Annotated in this window: 16 protein-coding genes; 12 read left to right on the top strand and 4 right to left on the bottom strand. The window is 67.2% G+C overall.

Going from position 1 to position 21,820, the window contains the following annotated elements:
• Positions 1–38 precede the first annotated feature (38 nt).
• From ASG75_RS02885 to ASG75_RS02875, 3 genes are all read left to right on the top strand, one after another.
• On the top strand, positions 39–1,505 hold the full coding sequence (locus ASG75_RS02885) for a phospholipase D-like domain-containing protein (RefSeq protein WP_056385534.1): 1,467 nt from the start codon (positions 39–41) through the stop codon (positions 1,503–1,505).
• 100 nt (positions 1,506–1,605) lie between these two features.
• A complete protein-coding gene (xseA, locus tag ASG75_RS02880) occupies positions 1,606–2,958 on the top strand; it encodes an exodeoxyribonuclease VII large subunit (RefSeq protein WP_056385532.1) in 1,353 nt (450 codons plus the stop codon).
• Positions 2,959–3,023: 65 nt separating this feature from the next.
• The gene (locus ASG75_RS02875; RefSeq protein WP_056385530.1) at positions 3,024–4,454 is read left to right on the top strand and encodes an aldehyde dehydrogenase family protein; all 1,431 of its coding nucleotides are present in this window, start codon (positions 3,024–3,026) and stop codon (positions 4,452–4,454) included.
• Here the strand turns inward: ASG75_RS02875 and ASG75_RS02870 are convergent, their stop codons facing one another.
• On the bottom strand, positions 4,455–5,216 hold the full coding sequence (locus ASG75_RS02870; RefSeq protein WP_056385528.1) for a YdcF family protein: 762 nt from the start codon (positions 5,214–5,216) through the stop codon (positions 4,455–4,457).
• A gap of 134 nt (positions 5,217–5,350) precedes the next feature.
• Between ASG75_RS02870 and ASG75_RS02865 the strand changes: the two genes are divergently transcribed.
• From ASG75_RS02865 to ASG75_RS02850, 4 genes are all read left to right on the top strand, one after another.
• A complete protein-coding gene (locus tag ASG75_RS02865; protein ID WP_056385526.1) occupies positions 5,351–6,790 on the top strand; it encodes a hypothetical protein in 1,440 nt (479 codons plus the stop codon).
• Positions 6,791–7,011: 221 nt separating this feature from the next.
• Positions 7,012–10,437, top strand: coding sequence for a glycosyltransferase (locus ASG75_RS02860; RefSeq protein ID WP_056385524.1), 3,426 nt, complete (start codon positions 7,012–7,014; stop codon positions 10,435–10,437).
• A gap of 97 nt (positions 10,438–10,534) precedes the next feature.
• Positions 10,535–12,283, top strand: a complete 1,749-nt coding sequence (locus ASG75_RS02855) for an Eco57I restriction-modification methylase domain-containing protein (RefSeq protein ID WP_056386970.1) — start codon at positions 10,535–10,537, stop codon at positions 12,281–12,283.
• Entirely contained in the window at positions 12,280–13,065 is a 786-nt protein-coding gene (locus ASG75_RS02850) for a PaeR7I family type II restriction endonuclease (RefSeq protein ID WP_056385521.1), read from the top strand. Before ASG75_RS02855 ends, ASG75_RS02850 begins: the two co-directional genes overlap by 4 nt.
• A 134-nt stretch (positions 13,066–13,199) precedes the next feature.
• On the opposite strand, the gene ASG75_RS02845 is transcribed toward ASG75_RS02850, so the two are convergent.
• The 3 genes from ASG75_RS02845 to ASG75_RS02835 all read right to left on the bottom strand — a co-directional run bounded on the left by ASG75_RS02845 (position 13,200) and on the right by ASG75_RS02835 (position 15,636).
• Entirely contained in the window at positions 13,200–14,084 is an 885-nt protein-coding gene (locus ASG75_RS02845; RefSeq protein WP_056386969.1) for an EamA family transporter, read from the bottom strand.
• Positions 14,085–14,590: 506 nt separating this feature from the next.
• Positions 14,591–15,028 (bottom strand): hypothetical protein, encoded by a 438-nt coding sequence (locus tag ASG75_RS02840; RefSeq protein ID WP_056385520.1) that lies wholly within the window; start codon positions 15,026–15,028, stop codon positions 14,591–14,593.
• 134 nt (positions 15,029–15,162) lie between these two features.
• Positions 15,163–15,636, bottom strand: coding sequence for a DUF1456 family protein (locus ASG75_RS02835; RefSeq protein WP_056385518.1), 474 nt, complete (start codon positions 15,634–15,636; stop codon positions 15,163–15,165).
• Positions 15,637–15,742: 106 nt separating this feature from the next.
• Between ASG75_RS02835 and ASG75_RS02830 the strand changes: the two genes are divergently transcribed.
• From ASG75_RS02830 to ASG75_RS02810, 5 genes are all read left to right on the top strand, one after another.
• Positions 15,743–17,509, top strand: a complete 1,767-nt coding sequence (locus ASG75_RS02830; protein ID WP_056385515.1) for a VWA domain-containing protein — start codon at positions 15,743–15,745, stop codon at positions 17,507–17,509.
• 214 nt (positions 17,510–17,723) lie between these two features.
• On the top strand, positions 17,724–18,284 hold the full coding sequence (locus ASG75_RS02825) for an RNA polymerase sigma factor (RefSeq protein ID WP_056385513.1): 561 nt from the start codon (positions 17,724–17,726) through the stop codon (positions 18,282–18,284).
• A complete protein-coding gene (locus ASG75_RS02820) occupies positions 18,281–19,189 on the top strand; it encodes a hypothetical protein (RefSeq protein WP_056385511.1) in 909 nt (302 codons plus the stop codon). The genes ASG75_RS02825 and ASG75_RS02820 overlap by 4 nt, the downstream gene beginning before the upstream one ends.
• Complete coding sequence (locus ASG75_RS02815) at positions 19,186–19,782, top strand: YigZ family protein (RefSeq protein WP_056385509.1); 597 nt, start codon at positions 19,186–19,188, stop codon at positions 19,780–19,782. The genes ASG75_RS02820 and ASG75_RS02815 overlap by 4 nt, the downstream gene beginning before the upstream one ends.
• 105 nt (positions 19,783–19,887) lie before the next feature.
• A complete protein-coding gene (locus ASG75_RS02810; protein ID WP_056385506.1) occupies positions 19,888–21,660 on the top strand; it encodes an ABC transporter transmembrane domain-containing protein in 1,773 nt (590 codons plus the stop codon).
• Positions 21,661–21,820 lie beyond the last annotated feature (160 nt).

Below are 21,820 nucleotides of genomic sequence, written 5' to 3'. Positions count from 1 at the left end.
TGACGGCGTGCGCACAAGCCATCGCCTACACTCGACCGATGCCCACGCCATTGATCCCCACCACCCCCAGCCGCCTGCTGGCGGAACAGGCCCTGAGCCGCACCGCCGGCGCCCCGCTGCTCAACGGCAACGCGGTCGAACTGCTGATCGACGCGGCCGCGCACTACGCCGCCTGGCTGGCCGCGATCCGCGGCGCGCGGCAGCGCGTGCTGCTGGAGAACTACATCATCCGCGACGACGAAATCGGCCGCGCCTTCCGCGATGCCCTGGTCGAACGTGCGCAGGCGGGCGTGTTCGTCGCGGTGGTGGCCGACTGGTTCGGTTGCCTCGGCCAGTCGCGCGGCGCGTTCTGGGCGCCGCTGCGTGCGGCCGGCGGCGAGGTGCGGGTATTCAATCCGCCGCAGCTGGGCCAGCCCTTCGGCTGGATCAGCCGCGACCACCGCAAGCTGCTGGTGGTCGACGGCAGCCTCGGCTTCCTGTCCGGCGTGTGCATCAGCGCGAAGTGGCTGGGCAACCCAGCGCGCGGTATTCCGCCCTGGCGCGACACCGGCGTGGCGCTGCGCGGCCCGGCCGTGGCCGAGCTGGAGGCCGCATTCGCGCAAAGCTGGGGCGAGACCGGCACCGCGCTGCGGCCGTTTTCGGCCATGCCGGAACCGGCCGTGCCGGCCGGCGACGTGGCGCTGCGGCTGATCGCCACCCAGCCGACCACCGCCGGCATGTACCGGCTCGACCAACTGATCGCCGCGATGGCGCGCAAGACGCTGTGGCTCACCGACGCCTACTTCGTGGGCCTCGCGCCGTACGTGCAGGCACTGGTGGCGGCAGCGCGCGACGGCGTGGACGTGCGCCTGCTGGTACCCGGCAGCAGCGACATCCCGGTGGTGGCCGGCATGTCGCGTTCGGGTTACCGCCCCTTGCTGAAAGCCGGCATCCGCGTGTTCGAATGGAACGGCTCGATGCTGCACGCGAAGACCGCGGTAGCCGACGGCCAGTGGGCGCGGGTCGGTTCGTCCAACCTCAACATCGCCAGCTGGCTCGGCAACCGCGAACTCGACGTGGCGGTCGAGGACGCCGGCTTCGCCGGCCAGCTCGCCGCGCAATACGAAAAGGACCTGGGCAACGCCACCGAGATCGTGCTGGCTTCGCGTCGACGCCGGCACGGCAACGGCAGCCGCGAAAAAGTGCGCAGCAGCGAAACGCGACCGCCGCGGGTGCGCCACGCCGGCGGCAGCTCCGGCCGCGCCGCTGCCGGCGCCTTGCGCATCGCCAACAGCGTCGGCGCCGCACTGGCCAATCGCCGCGTGCTGGGCGACACCAGTAGCGGCCCGCTAGTGATCGGCACCTTGGCGCTTGCCGTGCTGGCGGTGATCGCGTTCCTGTGGCCGGCGTGGATCGGCTGGCCGTTCGGCGCCATCGCCGCCTGGTTCGCGTTGAACCTGGGCATCCGCAGCTGGCGCGTACGCAAACGCCGCTGGCGCGAACTGCGTGACGCAAGCGACGACTGAAGCGCCCGCTTTCGTCACTTGACAACTTTCATGCGCTTCCGGCCTCAAGCGGATGTTTTCTCACAACTTGATACTGCCCGCATGCTAGGCTCGCGCCCCTATGCCAGAGCCGTTCGACAACGCCACGCCACGCCACGTCCTCACCCCCAGCCTGCTCAACCGGCTGGTGCGCGACTTGCTGGGCGACGCGCTGCCGCAGGTGTGGATCGAGGGTGAGCTGTCGAACGTGGCCAAGCCCGCCTCCGGGCATCTGTACTTCACCCTGAAGGACAGCGGCGCCCAGGTGCGCTGCGCGATGTTCAAGATGAAGGCTTCCGCGTTGCGCTTCCGCCCGGTCGACGGCATGCAGGTGCTGCTGCGTGCCAAGGTCGGCCTGTACGAGCCGCGCGGCGAGTTCCAGCTGGTCGCCGAATACATGGAGCCGGCCGGCGAAGGCGCGTTGCAGCGCGAGTTCGAGCAGCTCAAGGCCCGGCTCGACGCCGAAGGCCTGTTCGATCCGGCGCGCAAGCGCGCGCTGCCCCGTTACGCGCGGCGCATCGGCGTGATCACCTCGGCCACCGGCGCGGCGATCCGCGACGTGCTGAGCGTGCTGGCCCGACGCTGGCCGCTGGCCGACGTCGAGGTGCTGCCGGTGCCGGTGCAGGGCCGCGAGGCGCCGCCGGCGATCGTGGCGATGCTGCGCAAGGCGTCGGCCAGCGCGCGCTACGACGTACTGCTGCTGACCCGCGGCGGCGGTTCGCTGGAAGACCTGTGGGCGTTCAACGAGGAAGCGGTGGCGCGGGCGATCCACGCCAGCGCAGTGCCGGTGGTTTCCGCGGTCGGCCACGAGATCGACTTCAGCATCGCCGACTTCGTCGCCGACCTGCGCGCGCCCACGCCGTCGGCCGCCGCCGAATTGCTGGTGCCCGACGCGGTGGCGATCGGCCGCCACCTGCGGCAGCTGCAACAGCGCCTGGTCACCTTGCAGCAACGCCAGTTGCAGGCGCAGTCGCAACGCGTCGACCACCTGCTGGCGCGACTGCAGGCGCAGCGGCCACAAGCCCGATTGCAGCGCGACCGCGAACGGTTGCAGCACCTGCAACGCCGCCTGACCGTCGTGTTGCGCGAACAAAGCCAGCAGCGTCACACGCGGCTGGAACGCCTGCACGCACGCCTGCTGGCACAGCACCCGCGCGCGCGAATGCCACTGCTGGCACGCCGGCTGGTCGAGCAGGACCAGCGCCTGCGCCGCGCGATCACGCACATCCTCGAACGCCGGCAGACGACACTGCGCCACGCCGGTCATGCGCTGCACGCAGTCAGCCCGCTGGCCACGCTCGAGCGCGGCTACGCGATCCTGTTCGGCGCGGATGGCCAGGTGTTGCGCTCGGCGCAGAACGTCGCCGTCGACACGCGATTGCGCGCCCGGCTCGCCGATGGCGAACTGCCGCTGCGAGTCAGCGGCGACGACTGAGTGGCTCACGTCCACTGAACGCAGCGTGCCTTTATGCTGGTGCAATCCGCTCCAGGACGAAGGCCATGCTCAGGAAAACCTACCCCTACTACCTCGCCAACCAGCCGCAGACGTCGAAGGACATGCTCGACGTGCGCGACAAGTACAGCGGCCAGCTGGCCACCCGCGTCGCCGTGCCGGACGCGAAGGCCACCGAGAAGGCGATCGTCGCCGCGGTGAAGGCGGCGAAGCCGATGCGCGAGTACAAGCCGTGGGCGCGCCAGGCGGTGCTGCAGCATTGCGCGCAGCGCTTCGCCGAGCGCCGCGACGAGCTGGCCGAGGCGCTGTGCATCGAAGCCGGCAAGCCGATCAAGGATGCGGCCGGCGAGGTGACCCGGCTGATCGAGACCTTCCGCATCGCCGCCGAGGAGGCCGTTCGCATCAACGGCGAGACGATCAACCTGGAACTGGCCAGCCGTCTGGACGGCTATCACGGTTACACGAAACGTGTGCCGCTGGGGCCGGTATCGTTCATCACCCCGTTCAACTTTCCGCTGAACCTGGTGGCACACAAGGTGGCGCCGGCGATCGCCGCCGGCTGCCCGTTCGTGCTTAAGCCGTCGGAGAAGACCCCGATCGGCGCGCTGATCATCGGCGAGGTACTGGCCGAGACCGACCTGCCGAAAGGCGCGTTCTCGATCCTCACCCTGGACGGCGCGCATGCTGGTCCGTTGGTCGAGGACACGCGCTTCAAGCTGCTCTCGTTCACCGGCGGCCAGATCGGCTGGGACCTGAAGGCCCGTGCCGGGCACAAGAAGGTGACGCTGGAACTGGGCGGCAATGCCGCGTGCATCGTCGACGCCGACCAGGATCCGAAACTCGACCGCGTGGTCGAACGGCTGATCTTCGGCGCGTTCTACCAGTCCGGCCAGAGCTGCATCGGCGTGCAGCGCATTTACGCGCATGCCGACATCTACGACGCGCTGAAGCGCAAGCTGGTCGCCGCCACGAAGAAACTCAAGGCCGGCGATCCGAAAGACAAGAGCGTGTTCCTCGGCCCGATGATCGACGAGGCTGCTGCCGAACGCCTGCACGGCTGGATCCTGGACGCGAAGAAAGCTGGCGGCAGGATCCTCTGCGGCGGCAAGCGCAACGGCAACATGCTCGACGCCACCCTGATGGAAGACGTGCCCGCCGACGCCAGGGCTAACCGCATGGAGGCATTCGGCCCGTTCGCCCTGCTCGCCCCGTTCCGGCGGTTTGACGAGGCGATCGCGATGGTCAACGACTCCGACTACGGCCTGCAGGCCGGCATCTTCACCGACAGTCTCGACCACGCGATGCGCGCGTGGAACGAACTGGAACAGGGCGGCGTGATCGTCAACGACATCCCCAGCTTCCGCGTGGACAACATGCCGTACGGCGGCGTGAAGCTGTCCGGCCTGGGCCGCGAGGGCGTGCGCTACGCGATCGAGGACATGAGCGAGATCCGCCTGATGGTGATGCGCGAATCGTGATCAGAGCGCACCGGCGCGCGTCGCCTGCACGTTCCAGCCCATCGCGTTGTACACGCGATAGCGCGCGATGCCGGCGTACTCGTGCAAGGCCAGGTCGGCCATCGCGAAGTTGTACGACAGCGGCAGCCAGGACAGCACGCCGTCGACGTAGTCGGCGCGCACCGGCACGACGTGGATGCCGAAGTGCGCGAAGTACAGCATGCCACGGCGCAGGTGATAACCGGACGACACCAGCAGCACATGGTCGGCGCCGTAGGTCTTCAACAACGGTCCGCTGAATTGCGCGTTCTTCCAGGTATTCATGCTGTGCGATTCCAGCAGCAGGTCGGCGGCATCCACGCCGAGCCGTTGCAGGTCGCCGGCATAAATCCCCGCTTCCGGCTGGCCGAGCCCGCGCGCATCGCCGCCGCTCACCTCGACCTTGCACTCGCGCCCGGCCCGCCGGCACTCGCGGTACAGCTCCGCGGCCTTGCTGATGCGCCCGTACGCAAACAGGCTCGCCTCGATCTTGCCGCTGCCGGCCACGCGCACGCTGCCGGCGCCCAGCAGCACGATCGCATTGCGCTGACCCCAGCTGATCGGCGCGGTGGTTGCGTAGCCTGATTGCAGCCGCGCCAGCAGCCAGATCGGCAACGGCCCGCAACCGACCGCCAGCAGCAGGATCAGTGCCAACGCCAGCAGCACGCGGCTGCAGCGGCGCCGTTTCAGCAGCGCCAGCACGGTGGCCAGCACGATCAGGATCAACAACACGTTCGCGGTCATGGACAGGCCAGTGGAAGATGGCGGGATGCTGGTGCCATTATGCCGACGTGCCGCATGGGCAGGATCACCACGCATCACGGGCCGACCGCCGCGCGGATTCTTGTCGGACTGGGCCATTGCACGGGAGCTGAGCCATGACCACCCTCGTCTTCGTCCACGGCTGGAGCGTCACCAACACCTCGACCTACGGCCAGCTGCCGCAGCAGCTGCAACAGCAGGCGGCCGCCGCCGGCCTCACGCTGAGCCTGGCCGACATCTGGCTGTCCGAATACGTGAGCTTCGACGATGCAGTGACCATGTCCGACCTGGTGCGCGCATTCGACCACGCACTGCGCGACCTGCACCTGCTCGACGCCAGCTTCGCCTGCGTCACCCACTCCACCGGCGGCCCGGTGTTGCGCGAATGGCTGCGTGCGCAACGCGACAAGCCGGCCACGCACAGCACGATCCGGCTCAGCCACCTGGTGATGCTGGCGCCGGCGAATTTCGGCTCGGCGCTGGCGCAGCTCGGCAAGGGCATGCTCGGCCGGTTGAAATCGTGGTTCGCCGGTGTCGATCCCGGCCAGCGCATCCTCGACTGGCTGGAACTGGGCAGCGCCGAATCGCTGTCGCTCAACCTCGATTACATCCATAGCGACGACCCGGTGAAGCGCGGGCAATTCCTGTTCGTGCTGACCGGCGACCGTCCCGACCGCAAGCTGTACGACCACCTCAACAGCTACACCGGCGAAGACGGTTCCGATGGCGTGGTGCGCATCGCCGCCGCCAACCTCAACGCCCACCACGCCGTGCTGTCGCCGCAGGCCAATGCCCGCGGCGACACCGACACGCTGGCGCTCAACCTGAGCCGAAGCCCGCGCTGTGCATTCAAGCTGATCGCCGACGCGGCCCATTCCGGCGACGAGCACGGCATCATGGCCAGTGCCGCGCCGGCCACCGTGCAGGCGATCCTGCGCTGCCTGCAGATACGCAGCGCCAGCGACTATGAGGGCCTCTGCGACACCTTCGAGCGCGAAAACGCCGCGCGCGACGCGGACAAGGTGGAACTGGAGCCGGCCGGCCCGTTCGCCCCGCGCGTGCACATCCACGACCCACGCAGCCTGCTGATCGTGCGGCTCACCGACGAGGCGGGCGAACCGCTGACCGGCGCCGGCTTCCTGTTCACCGCCGGCGTGCAGGCCAGTGCCGACCTGCTGCCGGCCGGCTTCCTGCTCGACCGCCAGGCCAATTCGAAACAGCGCACCACCATCTCGCTGTTCCTCGACCACAGCCTGCTCGCCGGCGACGCCCGCGTGGCCGACCCGCGCAACAGCCGCAAGACGCTGCGTCCCGCCGTCGACAGCCACCGCCCCTACGGCGCCAGCGTGCAACCGATGGACCTCAGCGGCCTGGTCCACCACGCGCTGGCGAGAAGCGCCACCAGCGACGACCTGTTCGCCATGCTCGGCCCGCACCAGACCACCGTGCTCGACGTGGTGCTGCCACGCAAGATCCACGAAGGCGTGTTCCGCCTGACCCAGACGCTGACGCCGCAGGATTTCAGCAGGCCGGTGGCGGGTCCCGTGATCGGCTGACTGGGTCCGTACGGGACAAGGCGCGCGGACCGGCGCGTTTGCGGCAAGCGAGCTCGCACCTGCCCGAGCGGATAGCCAACGCAAGCTGACCGACCCCGCCGGCCCGTCGCGTGGAAAGGTCCATATCGGAGATACTGCGCACCCCGGTCCGCACCGCGTCAAGGCGGTTTCGGGACCAACGCAGATCCACGCCCCGTGGCGTTCGCCGACCCGACCCTGGCATGCAAAAGAAACCGATCTTCTTCGACCCCACCGGCCGGCGGGCCAGTCGTGTCTCGCGGCTGGCGCTGGCCGCCGCGGTAATCAGCACGCTGTTCGTGGTGGCGTGCGCGGCCAGCCTGTTCGTGTGGCCCAGCATGGCCGGCCTGCACATCGGCGAACACGGCCGGACCCGGCACGCGCTGGCCGGGGTGAAAGCGGCCGCGCCGGAACTGCTGAAATCGGCGGCAAAGCTGGCCGCGGAAGTACGCGCGCGACAGAAGCTGCTGCACGCTCCGCGCACGCATGCCAGCAAGGCCGCTTCCACGCACATGCCACCGCCCTCGCTGGACAAGCCGGCCGGCCGGCCGCTGGCGATCGGCTTCTACGTCAACTGGGACGACAGCAGCTACCCGTCGCTGAAACGCGCGCTGCCCACGCTGGACTGGGTGATCCCGACCTGGATGAGCGTGAGCGGTCCCGACATGACGCTGCACACCAGCATCGACGCCAAGGCGCTGAACCTGATCCGCACGCAGAAGCCGTCCACCCCGATCCTGCCGTTGCTGCAGAACGCGGCGAACGGCGCCTGGGACGGTGCCGGCCTGGCACGCCTGCTGGCCGATCCCGCGATGCGGCAGGCACGCATCGCGCAGATCGTCGCCTTCCTTTCCGCCAACCGCTTCCAGGGCGTGACGATCGACTTCGAGGAAATCCCCGCGAGCGCGCAGCCGAACCTCAAGGCGTTTCTGTCCGAACTCAACGATGCGTTCGATCCGCACGGCTGGGGCATCGTGCTGTCGGTGCCGTTCGACGACGCCGACTGGGACTACGCCGGCTATGCCGACATCGTCGACTTCGAACTGCTGATGGCCTACGACCAGCACTGGGCCGGCAAGGACGCCGGCAGCATCGCCGGCCAGGACTGGTTCGAGAGCACGCTCGACAAGCGCATGAAGGTGCTCGACCCGGACCAGGTCATCGTGGCGATCGGCAGCTACGGCTACGACTGGTCGCACGGCCAGAACGCCGAGACGCTGACCTTCCAGGACGCGATGGATCGCGCCAGCGATGCGCAAACCGACATCGCATTCGACCCGGACACGCAGAACCCGCACTTCTCCTACAGCGAGGACGACGGCAGCACGCACCAGGTCTGGTTCCTCGACGGCGCCACCGCCTATAACCAGATCCACGCTGCCGACGACTACAAACCCTACGGCTACGCATTGTGGCGATTGGGCTCGGAAGACCCGTCGATCTGGTCGGTGCTCGGTCGCAACTACGGTGCGGCAGCACCGGACCAGCTGCGCACGATCGGCCAAGGCCAGGACATCGACATCGAGGGCCAGGGCGAAGTGCTGGAAATCACCGCCGAACCGTCGCCCGGCGCGCGCACCGTCGAGCTGGACAAGGACGATGGCAGCATCGACGACGAAAGCTACACCGCCCTGCCCAGCTCCTACGTGATCCAGCGCGCCGGCACCCTGCCGCACAAGATCGCGCTGACCTTCGACGACGGCCCCGATCCGGAGTGGACGCCGCAGATCCTCGACATTCTCAAGGCCAAGCACGTGCCGGCCACATTCTTCATCGTCGGCGCGAACGCCGAGATGTCGCCCAAGCTGGTGCAGCGGGAAGTCGCCGAAGGCCACGACGTCGGCAACCACACCTTCACCCACCCGAATCTCGGCGACAGTCCGCCCGGCATCGTGTCACTGGAGCTCAACGCCACCCAGCGCCTGTTCGAGGCGCTCACCGGGCGCTCGATGCGGCTGTTCCGCGCACCCTACTTCGGCGACGCCGAACCGACCACCGCCGACGAGCTGGTGCCGATCGGGATCGCGCAGAAGATGGGCTACATCTCGGTCGGCCTGCACATCGACGCCGAAGACTGGCAACGGCCCGGCGTGGACCAGATCGTCGACAACGTGCTGACCCAGGTCGCCGCCAGCAACCCGGAGCGTACCGGCCAGGTGGTGCTGCTGCACGATGCGGGCGGCGAACGCTCGCAGACGGTGGCCGCGCTGCCGCGCATCATCGACGGCCTGCGCGCGCAGGGCTACGACTTCGTCACCGTCTCGACGCTGGCCGGCCTCAGCCGCGAACAGGCGATGCCGCCACTGGCGCCCGGTTCGCTGTCGCAATGGGCCGACCGCTCGGTCTTCCTCGCGCTGGGCTGGTTCGGCCACTTCATCCGCTGGCTGCTGGCCGCGGCCATCACGCTGGGCGTGGCCCGGCTGCTGCTGCTCGGCGGCCTCGCCCTGTTCAACCGGGTGCAGGAACGTCGGCGCGCGATGCCGGTCCTGCCGGATGATCCGCCGCTGGTCTCGGTACTGATCCCCGCCTACAACGAGGAGAAGGTGATCGCCAGTTCGATCCGCCACATCCTCAAAAGCCGCTACGCGAACCTCGAAGTCATCGTCGTCGACGACGGCTCGATCGATGCCACCTCGGCGGTGGTGCGCCAGCACTACGCGCACGAGCCGCGCGTGCGGCTGATCACCATCCCCAACGGCGGCAAGGCGCACGCGGTCAATACCGCGCTGCGCGAATCGAACGGCGCGGTGGTGGTGGCGCTGGATGCCGACACCCAGTTCGAACGGGACACCATCCCGCGGCTGGTGCGCTGGTTCGCCGACCCGAAGGTCGGCGCCGTAGCCGGCAACGCGAAAGTCGGCAACCGCATCAACCTGATCACCTTGTGGCAGGCGCTGGAATACATCACCGCGCAAAATCTCGAGCGCCGCGCGCTGGCCGCGCTGGGCGCAATCACCGTGGTGCCCGGTGCCGTCGGCGCCTGGCGGCGCGAAGCGCTGGAACGGCTCGGCGGCTTCCCGTCCGACACGCTGGCGGAAGACCAGGACCTCACCATCGCCGTGCAGAAGGCCGGCTACCACACCCTGTTCGACGCCGAGGCGATCGCCTGGACCGAAGCGCCGGACACCGCCCGCGGCCTCGCCCGCCAGCGCTTCCGCTGGGCCTACGGCACCCTGCAATGCCTGTGGAAGCACCGCGACGCCACTTTCAACCCGCGCCACGGCGCGCTCGGCATGGTGGCGCTGCCGCAGGTGTGGCTGTTCCAGATCCTGTTCTCGGTGGTGTCGCCGCTGGTCGACCTGGTGCTGGTCTGGCAGATCGTCGCCACCAGCCTCGACTACCTGCAGCACCGCGGCCAGTTCGACGACACCAACCTGCTCAGGATGCTGGCGTTCTACGCCGCCTTCATGGCAGTCGACCTCGGCGCCTCGGCACTCGCCTTCGCGATGGAGAAGAAGGAAAAGTGGAGCCTGCTGTGGTGGCTGGTGCTGCAACGCTTCGGCTACCGCCAGCTGATGTACTACGTGGTGGTGCGTTCGGTCTGGACGGCCATCCGCGGCCCGTCGGTAGGCTGGGGCAAGCAGGAGCGCAAGGCGACGGTCAATACGGCGGATGAAATCATGCATTGACGCTTCCGCCGCTCATGGCCTGAGACAGCATTCCGCCAAGGTGTTGGCATCCGTCCCACGCTGGACAGCTCTTGACCACCCCGTCACCATGGCGTCCATGAATCTTTCGTTCGATCTGTTCGACCACTCCGAAAGGGCGCCTGAAATTGAGGCGGCCATTTCGTACATGGCCGGACATGGCGAGACAGACCGAGGCGCCATTTTCACACGCCCGGAAGTGGTCGATGCGATTCTTGACCTTGCCGGCTATCGAGCGGACCGCCCACTGCATCGATTGCGCTTGCTGGAACCTTCGTTTGGCGCGGGTGACTTTCTGCTCCGTGCCGCACAGCGCCTGTGGTCAGCCTTCGAGCGCGGCGGTGGTTCACCCGCGACAGCCGTGGAAAGTCTGCGCAATGCCATTACTGCGGTGGAACTGCATCAGACGACATTCGACCTGACTAGCCAGCGGCTCGTTGATCAGCTCACACGGCAAGGTCTTTGCCCGCACGATGCAGATGCCTTGTGCGCGTCGTGGTTGATTCGCGACGATTTTCTGCTGACGCCACTGGACGGATCGTTCGACTTTGTCGTCGGCAATCCGCCCTATGTCCGCCAGGAGCGGATTCCCGCTGCGCTACTGAACGAATACCGGCGCCGTTTCCGCACACTCTACGACCGGGCCGATTTGTACATACCGTTTTTCGAGCGCGCCCTGGACTTGCTCAGTGACGACGGGGTACTCGGCTATATCTGCGCCAACCGCTGGCTCAAGAATCGTTATGGTGGCCCACTTCGGGAAAAGGTCACAAATGGCTACTGGCTGAAATATTTCATCGATATGGAGGCTACCGATGCCTTCCATTCGGAAGTCATCGCCTATCCCGCCATCACCATTTTTCAGCGCGCAACGGCGGAACCCGCAACTCGACAGACCACCCGTGCCACTGAGGCCGGCGCTGCCCAATCGCTGCCCGTGATGGTCGAGGCCCTGCTTGGATCTCCCTGTTTCGACGGCGTCGCAGAGTTCAAGCTGGATAGTGTGGGCTCCGCTCCGCTGCTGCTCGATGACATTCCCCGGCTCGTGCTGCTGCGTCGCATGGAGCGCGAATTGCCCACGCTTGAACAAGCCGGTTGCAAGGTCGGCATTGGCGTGGCAACCGGCTGCGACCGCGTTTTCATCGATGCCATGGATGCCCTGCCGGTCGAACCGGAGCGCAAGCTTCCACTTGTCATGGCGCGTGACCTCGTGGACGGCCATATCCGGTGGGGTGGCAAGGCGGTGTTGAATCCGTTCGATGAATCGGGGCAGCTGATTCCGCTCGAATCATTCCCACGCTTCAAGCGTTACCTCAATGCGCATCGCGACAGCGTGGCAGGGCGTCATGTCGCACAACGCAATCCCGACGGATGGTATCGCACGATCGATCGCATCCAGCCGGGTCTGCTGGAAACTCCCAAACTGCTGGTGCCTGACATCAAGGGCGAAGGTGTCTTCATCATGGATGAGGGGCGCTACTACCCGCACCACAATCTCTACTTCATCACCTCAGGCGAATGGGATCTGCGGGCACTCCAGACTGTACTTCGCTCATCGCTGACGCTGATGGTCGTTGCAACTTATTGCACGCGCATGGCCGGAGGCTTTCTGCGGTTCCAGGCGCAGTATCTGCGCAGGATCCGCCTTCCCCACTGGCGCAACGTCGACGAGCACATGCGCGAACGCTTGATTGCTGCAGCCACAACGAAGACCCAGGATGAAGTCGACACGCCGGTATTCGAATTGTATGGATTGAGCACCGCCGAAGCACTGCGAACACGTCAAATCGCTGACTCTGCACGCGTTGGAAAGGGGTTGCTCCAGTGACCATCAGTCTGCTTCCGCCGTCGTTCGACGAACTCACCCGCCAGGCGGTTCATACCTTCTGGCATTCGCGCAACAGCGGTACCGTCAATGCGACGCACGAAGGCGGTCGCGCAGCGGTCGTTGGCGGCAAGAACATGGATGGCTTCATCGAAGTCGTGCGTGCGGTCGTGACGCACTGCGGCCTAGTTGCCGATACCGTGCATGTACGCAAGTCCAAGATAGTTCTTCCCGGCTTCTTTCGCGCAACCAAGAGCTGGGATGTACTGGTCGTCCACGAAAAGAGGCTGCTTGGCGTTTTCGAGTTCAAGTCGCAAGTCGGCTCGTTCGGAAACAACTTCAACAACCGCAGCGAAGAAGTCATCGGCTCGGCTGCCGATCTTTGGGTGGCACATCACCATGGCGCCTATGGCGGCGTGCCCAGAAGCCGGAACGAAGTGCGGGAATACTCGCCAGCACTGTTGAACCCGGTGATCCAGTCGGATCCGCGCCCTCCATTTCTGGCGTGGCTGATGCTGCTCGAAGAATGCGATGCCTCCATGCGATCCGTACGCTGCGATGAACCGCACTTTGCCGTATTCGAGGAGTTTCACGACGCTTCATACGCGCGCAGGTATCAGATTCTCTGCGAGCGGCTCGTCGAGCGCCAGCTCTACAGTGCAGCAGCGCTGGAGCTGACTCCCACTGGCAAGGACAATCACCGGGCACTTTCACCTGCGACGAGCATCCGGAACATGTTTTCGGAGTTTGCGGGTCGCATCCTCGCTGCCGTGCAAGGCGCATAGCGCCACCGCAGCTATCGTCCAGTTCCGGCGCCGCCACACATCACCTTCGCGATGGATAAGGTAAGAAGGGATGGAGCTGAGTTTTGGCTACCGCCAGCTGATGTACTACGTGGTGGTGCACTCAGTATGGAAGTTCAGTTCGCCAGCGGCTCGGCCAGCATCGGCCGGCGCACGCTCAACGCCGTGCCCGCCGCCGCCACGATGATCGTCACGATGGCCAGCCACTGCAGCAGGCTGAGCCGTTCGCCCAGCAACGCCACGCCGGCCACCGCCGCGATGGCCGGCTCCAGGCTCAGCAAGGTGCTGAACGTGCGCGCCGGCAACCGGGTCAGCGCGACCATCTCCAGCGAATACGGCAGCGCCGAGCTGAGCACCGCCACGCCCAGCGCATACGGCAACAACGCTGGCGACAGCAGTGCACTGCCGGCATGCGCGATACCGAACGGAATCGCCAGCAACGCGCCGATCGACGTGCCCAGCGTCACCGCGTCCGCGCCGTGAGCCGCTCCCGCCTTCTTTCCCAACACGATGTACAACGCCCAGCCCACGCCGGCAGCCAGCGCATACATCACGCCCACCGGATCGAGTGCGTGCATCTGCCCGCGCAGCGGCAGCAACAGGGCCAGCCCGGCCACCACCAGCGCGATCCAGACGAAGTCGAGCCACCGGCGCGAACCGAACAGCGCCAGCGCCAGCGGCCCGGTGAATTCCAGCGCCACCGCGATGCCCAGCGGAATCGTGCGCAGCGACATGTAGAACACCAGGTTCATCGCCCCCATGGAGAGGCCATATCCCCACAGCGCGCGCCAGTCGCGTTCGCCGACCGACCGGCGCCACGGCCGCCGCCACAGCAGCAGGATCAGTGCGCTAAGCCCCAGCCGATAGGCCGTGGCACCCTGCGCGCCGACCTGCGGGAACAAGTGCTTGGCCAGCGACGCGCCGCACTGGTACGAGACCATGCTGATCAACAGCATGCCGATCGCGAACACGAGCGGAGCAACGGTGGAGCGTGGCGACATGAGCGCAGCCATGGCGGAAGACCCTGCCCATGATGCTCGCAGACCCCGGCGAAACCCACCATGCGGGCCGTCTCGTTGCCGTCATTGCTGACAGCGCCTGACAGCAGTGTGCGGCGCGACCAGCCCTCTCATTCAGTCGGCGCTTCAGTGGTGGTGCACTTGGTCCGAACGGCCATTCGCGGACCAGCGGCGATCTGGGTCGGCGGGAGCGCAAGGCGACGATGAACCCGCGGGGCGAAACGCCGCACTGACACTCGTCGCCTGGTTGGGGAGCGCAGAGAAGTTCTCATCGACAGGCATGCAAGCGAAAGGTGTTCGCACAAAAAAGCCCTTGTCAGGCAAGGGCCTTTTCAACACGGTTCAACATTGCTGTCCCCGTAAAAACCGACAATCCCTCACCACTCAAAAAAATCAAAAAAAGCATCACCGTCGATGCACCAAAGGTAACGCCAACATCAATGCAGTTTGGGGGGGCAAACACACTCTCGCGCATCCCGAAGCAGCCACTATTTCAGGATCAATTCCCGCGTCAGTTCGCTACCCAGCAGTTCGCGCATCGACTCCCGGTCCGCGCTGGCCTTGTCCCGGCTGTCCACGGGGCCCAGCACCTTGGTCGAGATCGCATCGGCCTCGTCGGTCCGATCGAGCGCAGCCATGTTCGGGAAGGCGATCGTCAGGATCAGGTCGGCATCCTGTGGTGCCCGCGGCTGCGAACGGTAAACGGCGTAGCCGATGATCAAGCCCGCCTTCTTCATCGCTTCCATGTTGGCCTTGTAAGGCCCGTCCAGATATTTCATGTAATTGTTGAACTGCCCGGGCTTGATCTTGATGAAGCTGACTTGCAAGACATGGCCTTCCTTGTACGGCTTCGCGTCCTGCGCAAACACCGACCCCATCACTGCGAACATCAACACTGACACCAGAAGCATCGTGATACGTTTCACAGCCCACCTCCTTGCCGACCCTGCATGGATATGCAGTGCTGGCGGACGCTACGCCCAGCCTTCACAAGCGTCAATCAATCCGTTTGCCAAAGCATGCATCGCGCCAAACGAGAGGTATCCGGCGCTCGTACGGCTCAGCCGCCGCTGCGCACCCGCATCGTCAATCCCTTCAGAAAATTCCGCAGCAGCTGGTCGCCGCACAGCTTGAAGTTCTTGTGGTCGGGTTGGCGGAACAGCGCGCTGAGCTCCGGCTTGGAGACCGGGAAGCCGGCGCTTTCGAGGATCTCGTGCATGTCGACGTCCTTCAGCTCGAACGCCACACGCAGCTTCTTCAGCACCACGTTGTTGGTAACGCGCTTCTCCGGCGGGCGCGGCGGGCGGCTTTCGTCCTTGCTGCGGCGGTGAAACACCAGGCCATCGAGGAAGACGGCCAGTACCTTGTTGCTGCATTCGGCGTAGCCGGGGTCATCGTCCTTCTTCAGGAACGCCTGCACGTCTTCCTTCCCGACCGGAGCCGACGGATCCGCCAGATGGATGATGTCGACCACCCTGCCGTCGCTGAGATCGAGCATGTAGCGGATGGCGCGCAGTACGTCGTTGTTGATCATGTCGTTCCGGTGGGTCTCGCTGAGGGCGCCATGTTACCGCGCGACGATTAACCCCGTTTGTGGCATGCCTGCGTTTCATCTTCCACAACCGGAGGAGAACCGCCCCATGAACGTGAAAGCCCTGTTGCGTACCCTGCTGCTGGCCCTGCTGGTGATCCTGGCCGGCTGCGGCGTCTCGAAGAAACCCGTCGCGAACATGCCGGTGACGGACGATGCGGCACCGGCCAGCCCGCGGCTTGTCAAACCCGCGGCACCAGCCGACGAGGTGACGAACGAGGCGGCCGCGCCGATGCCGACGAGCCTGCCGCCGCCGGCGCCGCCGATGCAGCCCGCCCCCGCGATGCAGCGCACGATGGCGAGCAAGGGCGTGCTCGCCAACGCCTACCTGGTACGCCCGATGACGATGCCGCCGATGCAGTCGATGCCCGGCGACATCAACACCGAGAACTACACCCATCGCGACAGCAACCCGGTGCAGCTGGTGAGCGAGCAACCGGTGTCCACCTTCAGCATCGACGTCGACACCGGTTCGTACACCAACGTGCGACGCATGCTGAGCGCGGGCCAGCTGCCGCCGGCCGATGCGGTGCGCACCGAGGAGTTCATCAACTACTTCGACTACGGCTACACTCCGCCGGCCGATCGCGAACAGCCGTTCAGCGTCACCACCGAACTGGCCCCGGCGCCGTGGAACGCGCAGAGGCAACTACTATTGATCGGCATCCAGGGCTATCGCGTGCCGGCCGCGGAGATTCCCGCGTCGAACCTGGTGTTCCTGATCGACACCTCCGGTTCGATGAACGAACCGGACAAGCTGCCGCTGCTCAAGGCCTCGCTGAAACAGCTGGTGCGCGAGCTGCGCAAGCAGGATCGCGTGGCGATCGTCACCTACGCCGGCTATGCCGGCGTCACCCTGCCCTCCACCGCGGGCGACAAGCACGCCACCATCGCCGCGGCGATCGACAGCCTCGGCGCGGACGGCTCCACCAACGGCGGCGCCGGCATCGAGCTGGCCTACGCGCAGGCCGAGCAGGGTTTCATCAAGGGCGGCGTGAATCGGGTGATCCTGGCCACCGACGGCGACTTCAACGTGGGCACGGTCAGCCAGGAAGCGTTGAAGACCATGATCGAGGATCACCGCAAGAGCGGCGTGGCGCTGACCACGCTGGGCTTCGGCGAAGGCAACTACAACGACGCGATGGCGGTGATGCTGGCCGACGTGGGCAACGGCAGCCACCACTACATCGACAGCCTGCAGGAAGGCCGCCGCGTGCTGGTCGACGAGATGTCCGCCACGCTGTTGACGATCGCGAAGGACGTGAAGATCCAGGTCGAGTTCAACCCCGCGCAAGTGCAGGAATACCGTCTGATCGGCTACGAAAAGCGCCTGCTCAAGCGCGAGGATTTCAACAACGACCAGGTCGACGCTGGCGAGATCGGCGCGGGCGCCAACGTCACCGCGATCTACGAGATCACCCCGAAAGGTTCGGCGGCCGCGCGCGTCGACCCGCTGCGCTACGGCAACTCATCCGTATCGGCCAGAAGCGGCAACGAACTGGCCTTCCTGCGCCTGCGCTACAAGCTGCCGGGACAGTCGGACAGCCAGCTGATCGAACGGCCGATCGCCGCCCAGGTCGAAGCACAGGCCAGCGAACGCCTGCGCTACGCCGCCGCCGTGGCCGCCTTCGCCGATGCCCTGCGCGGCGGCAAGTACCTGGACGGCTACGGCTACGCACAGATCGTGCAGCTCGCCAGCGGCGCACGCGGCGACGACGCCAGCGGCTACCGCGCCGGCTTCGTGCAACTGGTGAAGCTGGCCGACGGACTGGCCACGCACGGCCATGACGACGCCAGCGACACCGCCGCGCGTTGAGGTTTCCGGCCTTGCGGCACCGGCGGTGGTTATGGGTGGCCACGCCACGGCCCCCTTCCCCAGCCACGGCCGCGCCGCAGGGCCGGAACGTGCAAGAGCCCCCCTCCCCAACCCTCCCCTGCAAGCAGGAGAGGGAGGAAGGCAAAGACAGGCGGACGCGGCCAGCTTCCACAACCTACCCGCTACCCGACGATTTGCCTTACCCTCGCACCCCATGGATGCCGCGGTCGATCCCGATGCGATGCTGATGCTTGCCTACGCACGCGGCGACTTGGCTGCGTTCGAGGCGCTGTATGTGCGCCATCGCGGCATGCTGTACCGGTTCCTGCTGCGCAGCGTGCGCGACCCGCATCGCACCGACGAGCTGTTCCAGGAAACCTGGAGCCGGGTGATCAGCGCGCGGACGCGCTACCAGCCGCAGCCACAGGCGAAGTTCAGCACCTGGCTGCTGCAGATCGCGCACAACCTGATGATCGACAGCGTGCGCCGCCAGCGACCGATGGCCGACGGCGACGAAGCCGACACCGCACTGGCCAATGTCGCCACGCCGGAACGGGATCAACCGGATCACGCCCTGTCCGAGTTCGAGCGCCGGCGCAGCCTGCAGCGCGCGATCGAGCAATTGCCGGACGAACAACGCACGGCGGTGCTGTTGCGGCTGGAACAGGAACTGAGCCTGGAGGAGATCGCCGCGGTGACCGGCGCCGGCCGCGAAACGGTGAAGTCGCGCCTGCGCTATGCCATGACCCGTCTACGCGAAGTGCTGTCCGAATGACCACCTCATTGCCACCACAGGATCCACGCGAGCCGGACGAGGCACTGCCCGGCGAAGCCGAGCTGGCCGCGCTGTATCGCCAGCTGCCGCAGAATGAGCCCGGCCCGGCGCTGGACGCGGCCGTGCTGCGCGCCGCCGCGCAGGCGCTGGAAACGGATGGGGCGGCGCAGCACACGACCGCGATCGAGCGCCGCAAGGCGCCGCGCGAACCCGGCGACTGGGTGCATCCGAAGCCGGTCCTCGCACCGTCCGCCGGGTCGGCTGGAAAACCCCGGTCACGCTGGCTGATCGGCTTGAGCAGTGCGGCCGCCCTCGTGCTCGCCGCCGGGCTCGCCTGGCGTATGCACGACTTGCCCCAGACCGAATCCGCGCCGGTAGCGAGCGATAGTGTCGCGCCGGCGCAGGCCGAGGCAGCGCACGCGCCCATGCCACTCGCCCCGGTGCTTGCACCGCCGAAGCAACCACCGCCACGGATCATCGCGGCAGCACCTCCCGCGTCCATGGCGGCCAAGTCACGCCAGGCCGTGGCCGACAAGCAGGCCGCAGCGGTCTCTCGCAATGAGCAGTTGGCAGGCACGCCACCCCGTGCCCCGGCCGGCGTGATCAGGCAAGCCAGCAACGAGGTCACCGCCAACGCGGCCAGACCCGTGGTGGCTGAAGCTGCAGCCGGCGCGCCGTCCATGCAGGCCACGATGGCTGCCGCACCGGCGCCGGTCGCGGCAAGAGTCGACGCCGACACCACGACGAACGCCAGCGATACGCCGACGCAGGAACTGGACAAGATCCGGCAACTGTTCGCGCAAGGCCACGACGACGAGGCACAGCAACGACTGGCCGCGTTCCAGCACGCACATCCGCAATGGAAGCTGCCGCCGGAGCTGCAGGCGAAACTGCGCAAGCCATGAGCGAAACGCTGTCCACCCTGGCCCAGCCGTGTCGCCATCAGGAAGAGATCAGGAAAAGCCGCTTCCTCGCGCTGGCCGCCCCGGTCGAGTCCACCGAACAAGCGCTGGCCTTCGTGCGCGAGGTGGGTGACCCCACCGCCACGCACAACTGCTGGGCCTGGCGCATCGGCCAGGACTACCGCTTCAACGATGACGGCGAACCCGGCGGCACCGCCGGCCGCCCGATCCTGCAGGCGATCGAGGGCCAGGCGATGGACCGCATCGCGGTGGTGGTGACGCGCTGGTTCGGCGGCATCAAGCTGGGCGCCGGCGGCCTGGTGCGCGCCTACGGCGGCACCGCGGCGGAATGCCTGCGCCGTGCCGAGCGCGTGCCGATCGTGGCGATGGCGCGGCTGGGCCTGCGCTGCGACTTCGCCGAACTGGCCCTGCTCAAGGCCCGTCTGAAAGACCTGCAAGCCGAGGTCGAGCACGAGGTATTCGGCGCCGACGGCGTGGAACTGCAACTGCGCCTGCCGGACAGCCGGGTCGCCGAAGCATGCCTGCGGATCAGCGACATAAGCCGCGGCCGCAGCGAGGCGCGGCGGCTAGATTGAGCCTCCATCGCACAACCGCGGATTGAATCGGCGGCAACCCGCCCCACCTTGAACGGATCGCCCGTGCGCGGGCCGCGTCCATCCTTGATCCGCCTGCGAGAGCCCATGAGCGACGCCGCCACCGACACCTCCCGTCCCGTCCGCCGCATCGGCGCGCTGCGCGAACTCTGGCCGTTCCTGAAGCCGCACCGCGCGCTCGCGCTCGGCTGGCTGCTGTTCCTGGCGCTGTCCTCCGGCGCCTCGCTGGCGCTGCCGATGGCGTTCCGCCACATCATCGACCAGGGCTTCGGGCATTCCAGCCAGGCGGTGATCAACCAGACCTTCATCGTGCTGTTCGGCGTGGCGCTGGTGCTGGCCTTCGCCACCGCCGCGCGCTACTTCTGCATCACCCTGCTGAGCGAACGCGCGCTCGCTTCGCTGCGGCAGACGCTGTACGCGCACGTGATCCGCCTCGACGTGGGCTTCTTCGAGAAGAGCCGCGTGGGCGAGCTGCTGTCGCGGCTGAGCGCCGACACCGAGGTGGTGCAGGCGCTGATCGGCTCGGGCGTGTCGGTGGCGCTGCGCAGTGTGGTGATGCTGATCGGCGCCAGCGCCATGATGGTGTGGACCGCGCCGTCGCTGGCCGGCCTCACCGCGCTGGTGATCCCGGCAGTGATGCTGCCGATCCTGCTGTTCGGCCGCCGCGTGCAGAAGCTGTCGCGCGCCAGCCAGGACCGCCTTGCCGACGCCGCCGCGATCGCCAATGAAACCCTGAACGCCTCCACCGCGGTGAAGGCGTACGCGCGCGAGCGCATCGAAAGCACCCGCTACGGCAGCGCGATCGCCCGCGCCCTGGCCACCGCGCGCCGGCGCATCGGCATGCGCTCGCTGCTGACCATGGCCGTGATCGTGCTGGTGTTCGGCGCGATCACCCTGGTGCTGTGGGCCGGCGCACGCCACGTGCTGGCCGGCACCCTGGGCGCCGGCGTGCTGGGCCAGTTCGTGCTGTACGCGGTGTTCGCCGCCGGCTCGGTGGCCGGACTGTCCGAAGTGTGGGGCGACGTGTTGCGTGCGGCCGGCGCGATGGAGCGCATCGGCGAACTGCTCGGCGAACGCGCCGACATCGTCGACCCGGCGCAGCCGCAGGCGCTGCCGCAACCGATGCGCGGCGAGCTGCGCTTCGACGGCGTCACCTTCCACTACCCCACCCGCCCCGACGCGGCGGCGCTGCACGACTTCACCCTGACGGTCCGCCCCGGCGAAACGGTGGCCCTGGTCGGCCCGTCCGGCGCCGGCAAGAGCACGGTGTTCGCCCTGCTTCTGCGCTTCTACGATCCGCAGAGCGGCAGCATCAGCGTCGACGGCATCGACCTGCGCGCCACCACCCTGGCCGGCCTGCGCGGCGCGATCGCGCTGGTGCCGCAGGAGACCGTGATCTTCGCCGGCAGCGCCGCGGACAACATCCGCTTCGGCCGCCAGGACGCCGGCGACGACGAGGTGCGCGAGGCCGCCCGCGCCGCCGAGGCGCACGAGTTCATCAGCGCGCTGGACCAGGGCTACGACGCCGAACTGGGCGAGCGCGGCGTGCGCCTGTCCGGCGGCCAGCGCCAGCGCATCGCGATCGCCCGCGCGATCCTGCGCGATGCACCGCTGTTGTTGCTGGACGAGGCCACCTCGTCACTCGATGCGCAATCGGAGGCCGCCATCCAGCAGGCACTGGCGCGGCTGGAACAAGGCCGCACCACCTTGGTGATCGCCCACCGCCTCGCCACCGTGCAGCGCGCCGACCGCATCGTGGTGATGGACGGCGGCCGCATCGTGGCGCAGGGCACGCATGAAAGTCTGCTGGCCGAGGGCGGGCTGTATGCGGAGCTGGCGCGGCTGCAGTTTGTGGCTTGAGGGCCTTGCTCCTCCCTGCCTGTCCCAAAGGGGCTTCCTTCGGTCGCAGGGAGCCCTTCAGGCGAGGGGGTGAAGCTTTTTGACTTGACGAAGAGCACCCCTCCCCAGCCCTCCCCTGCTGCGCAGGAGAGGGAGTAAAGCTAAAGCCGCACCTCCCAGC

Origin of the sequence: Rhodanobacter sp. Soil772, assembly GCF_001428385.1 — a bacterium.
Taxonomy (GTDB): domain Bacteria; phylum Pseudomonadota; class Gammaproteobacteria; order Xanthomonadales; family Rhodanobacteraceae; genus Rhodanobacter.
Note: the sequence above shows the minus strand (reverse complement) of the source record. Positions and strands in the feature narration are given on the sequence as shown.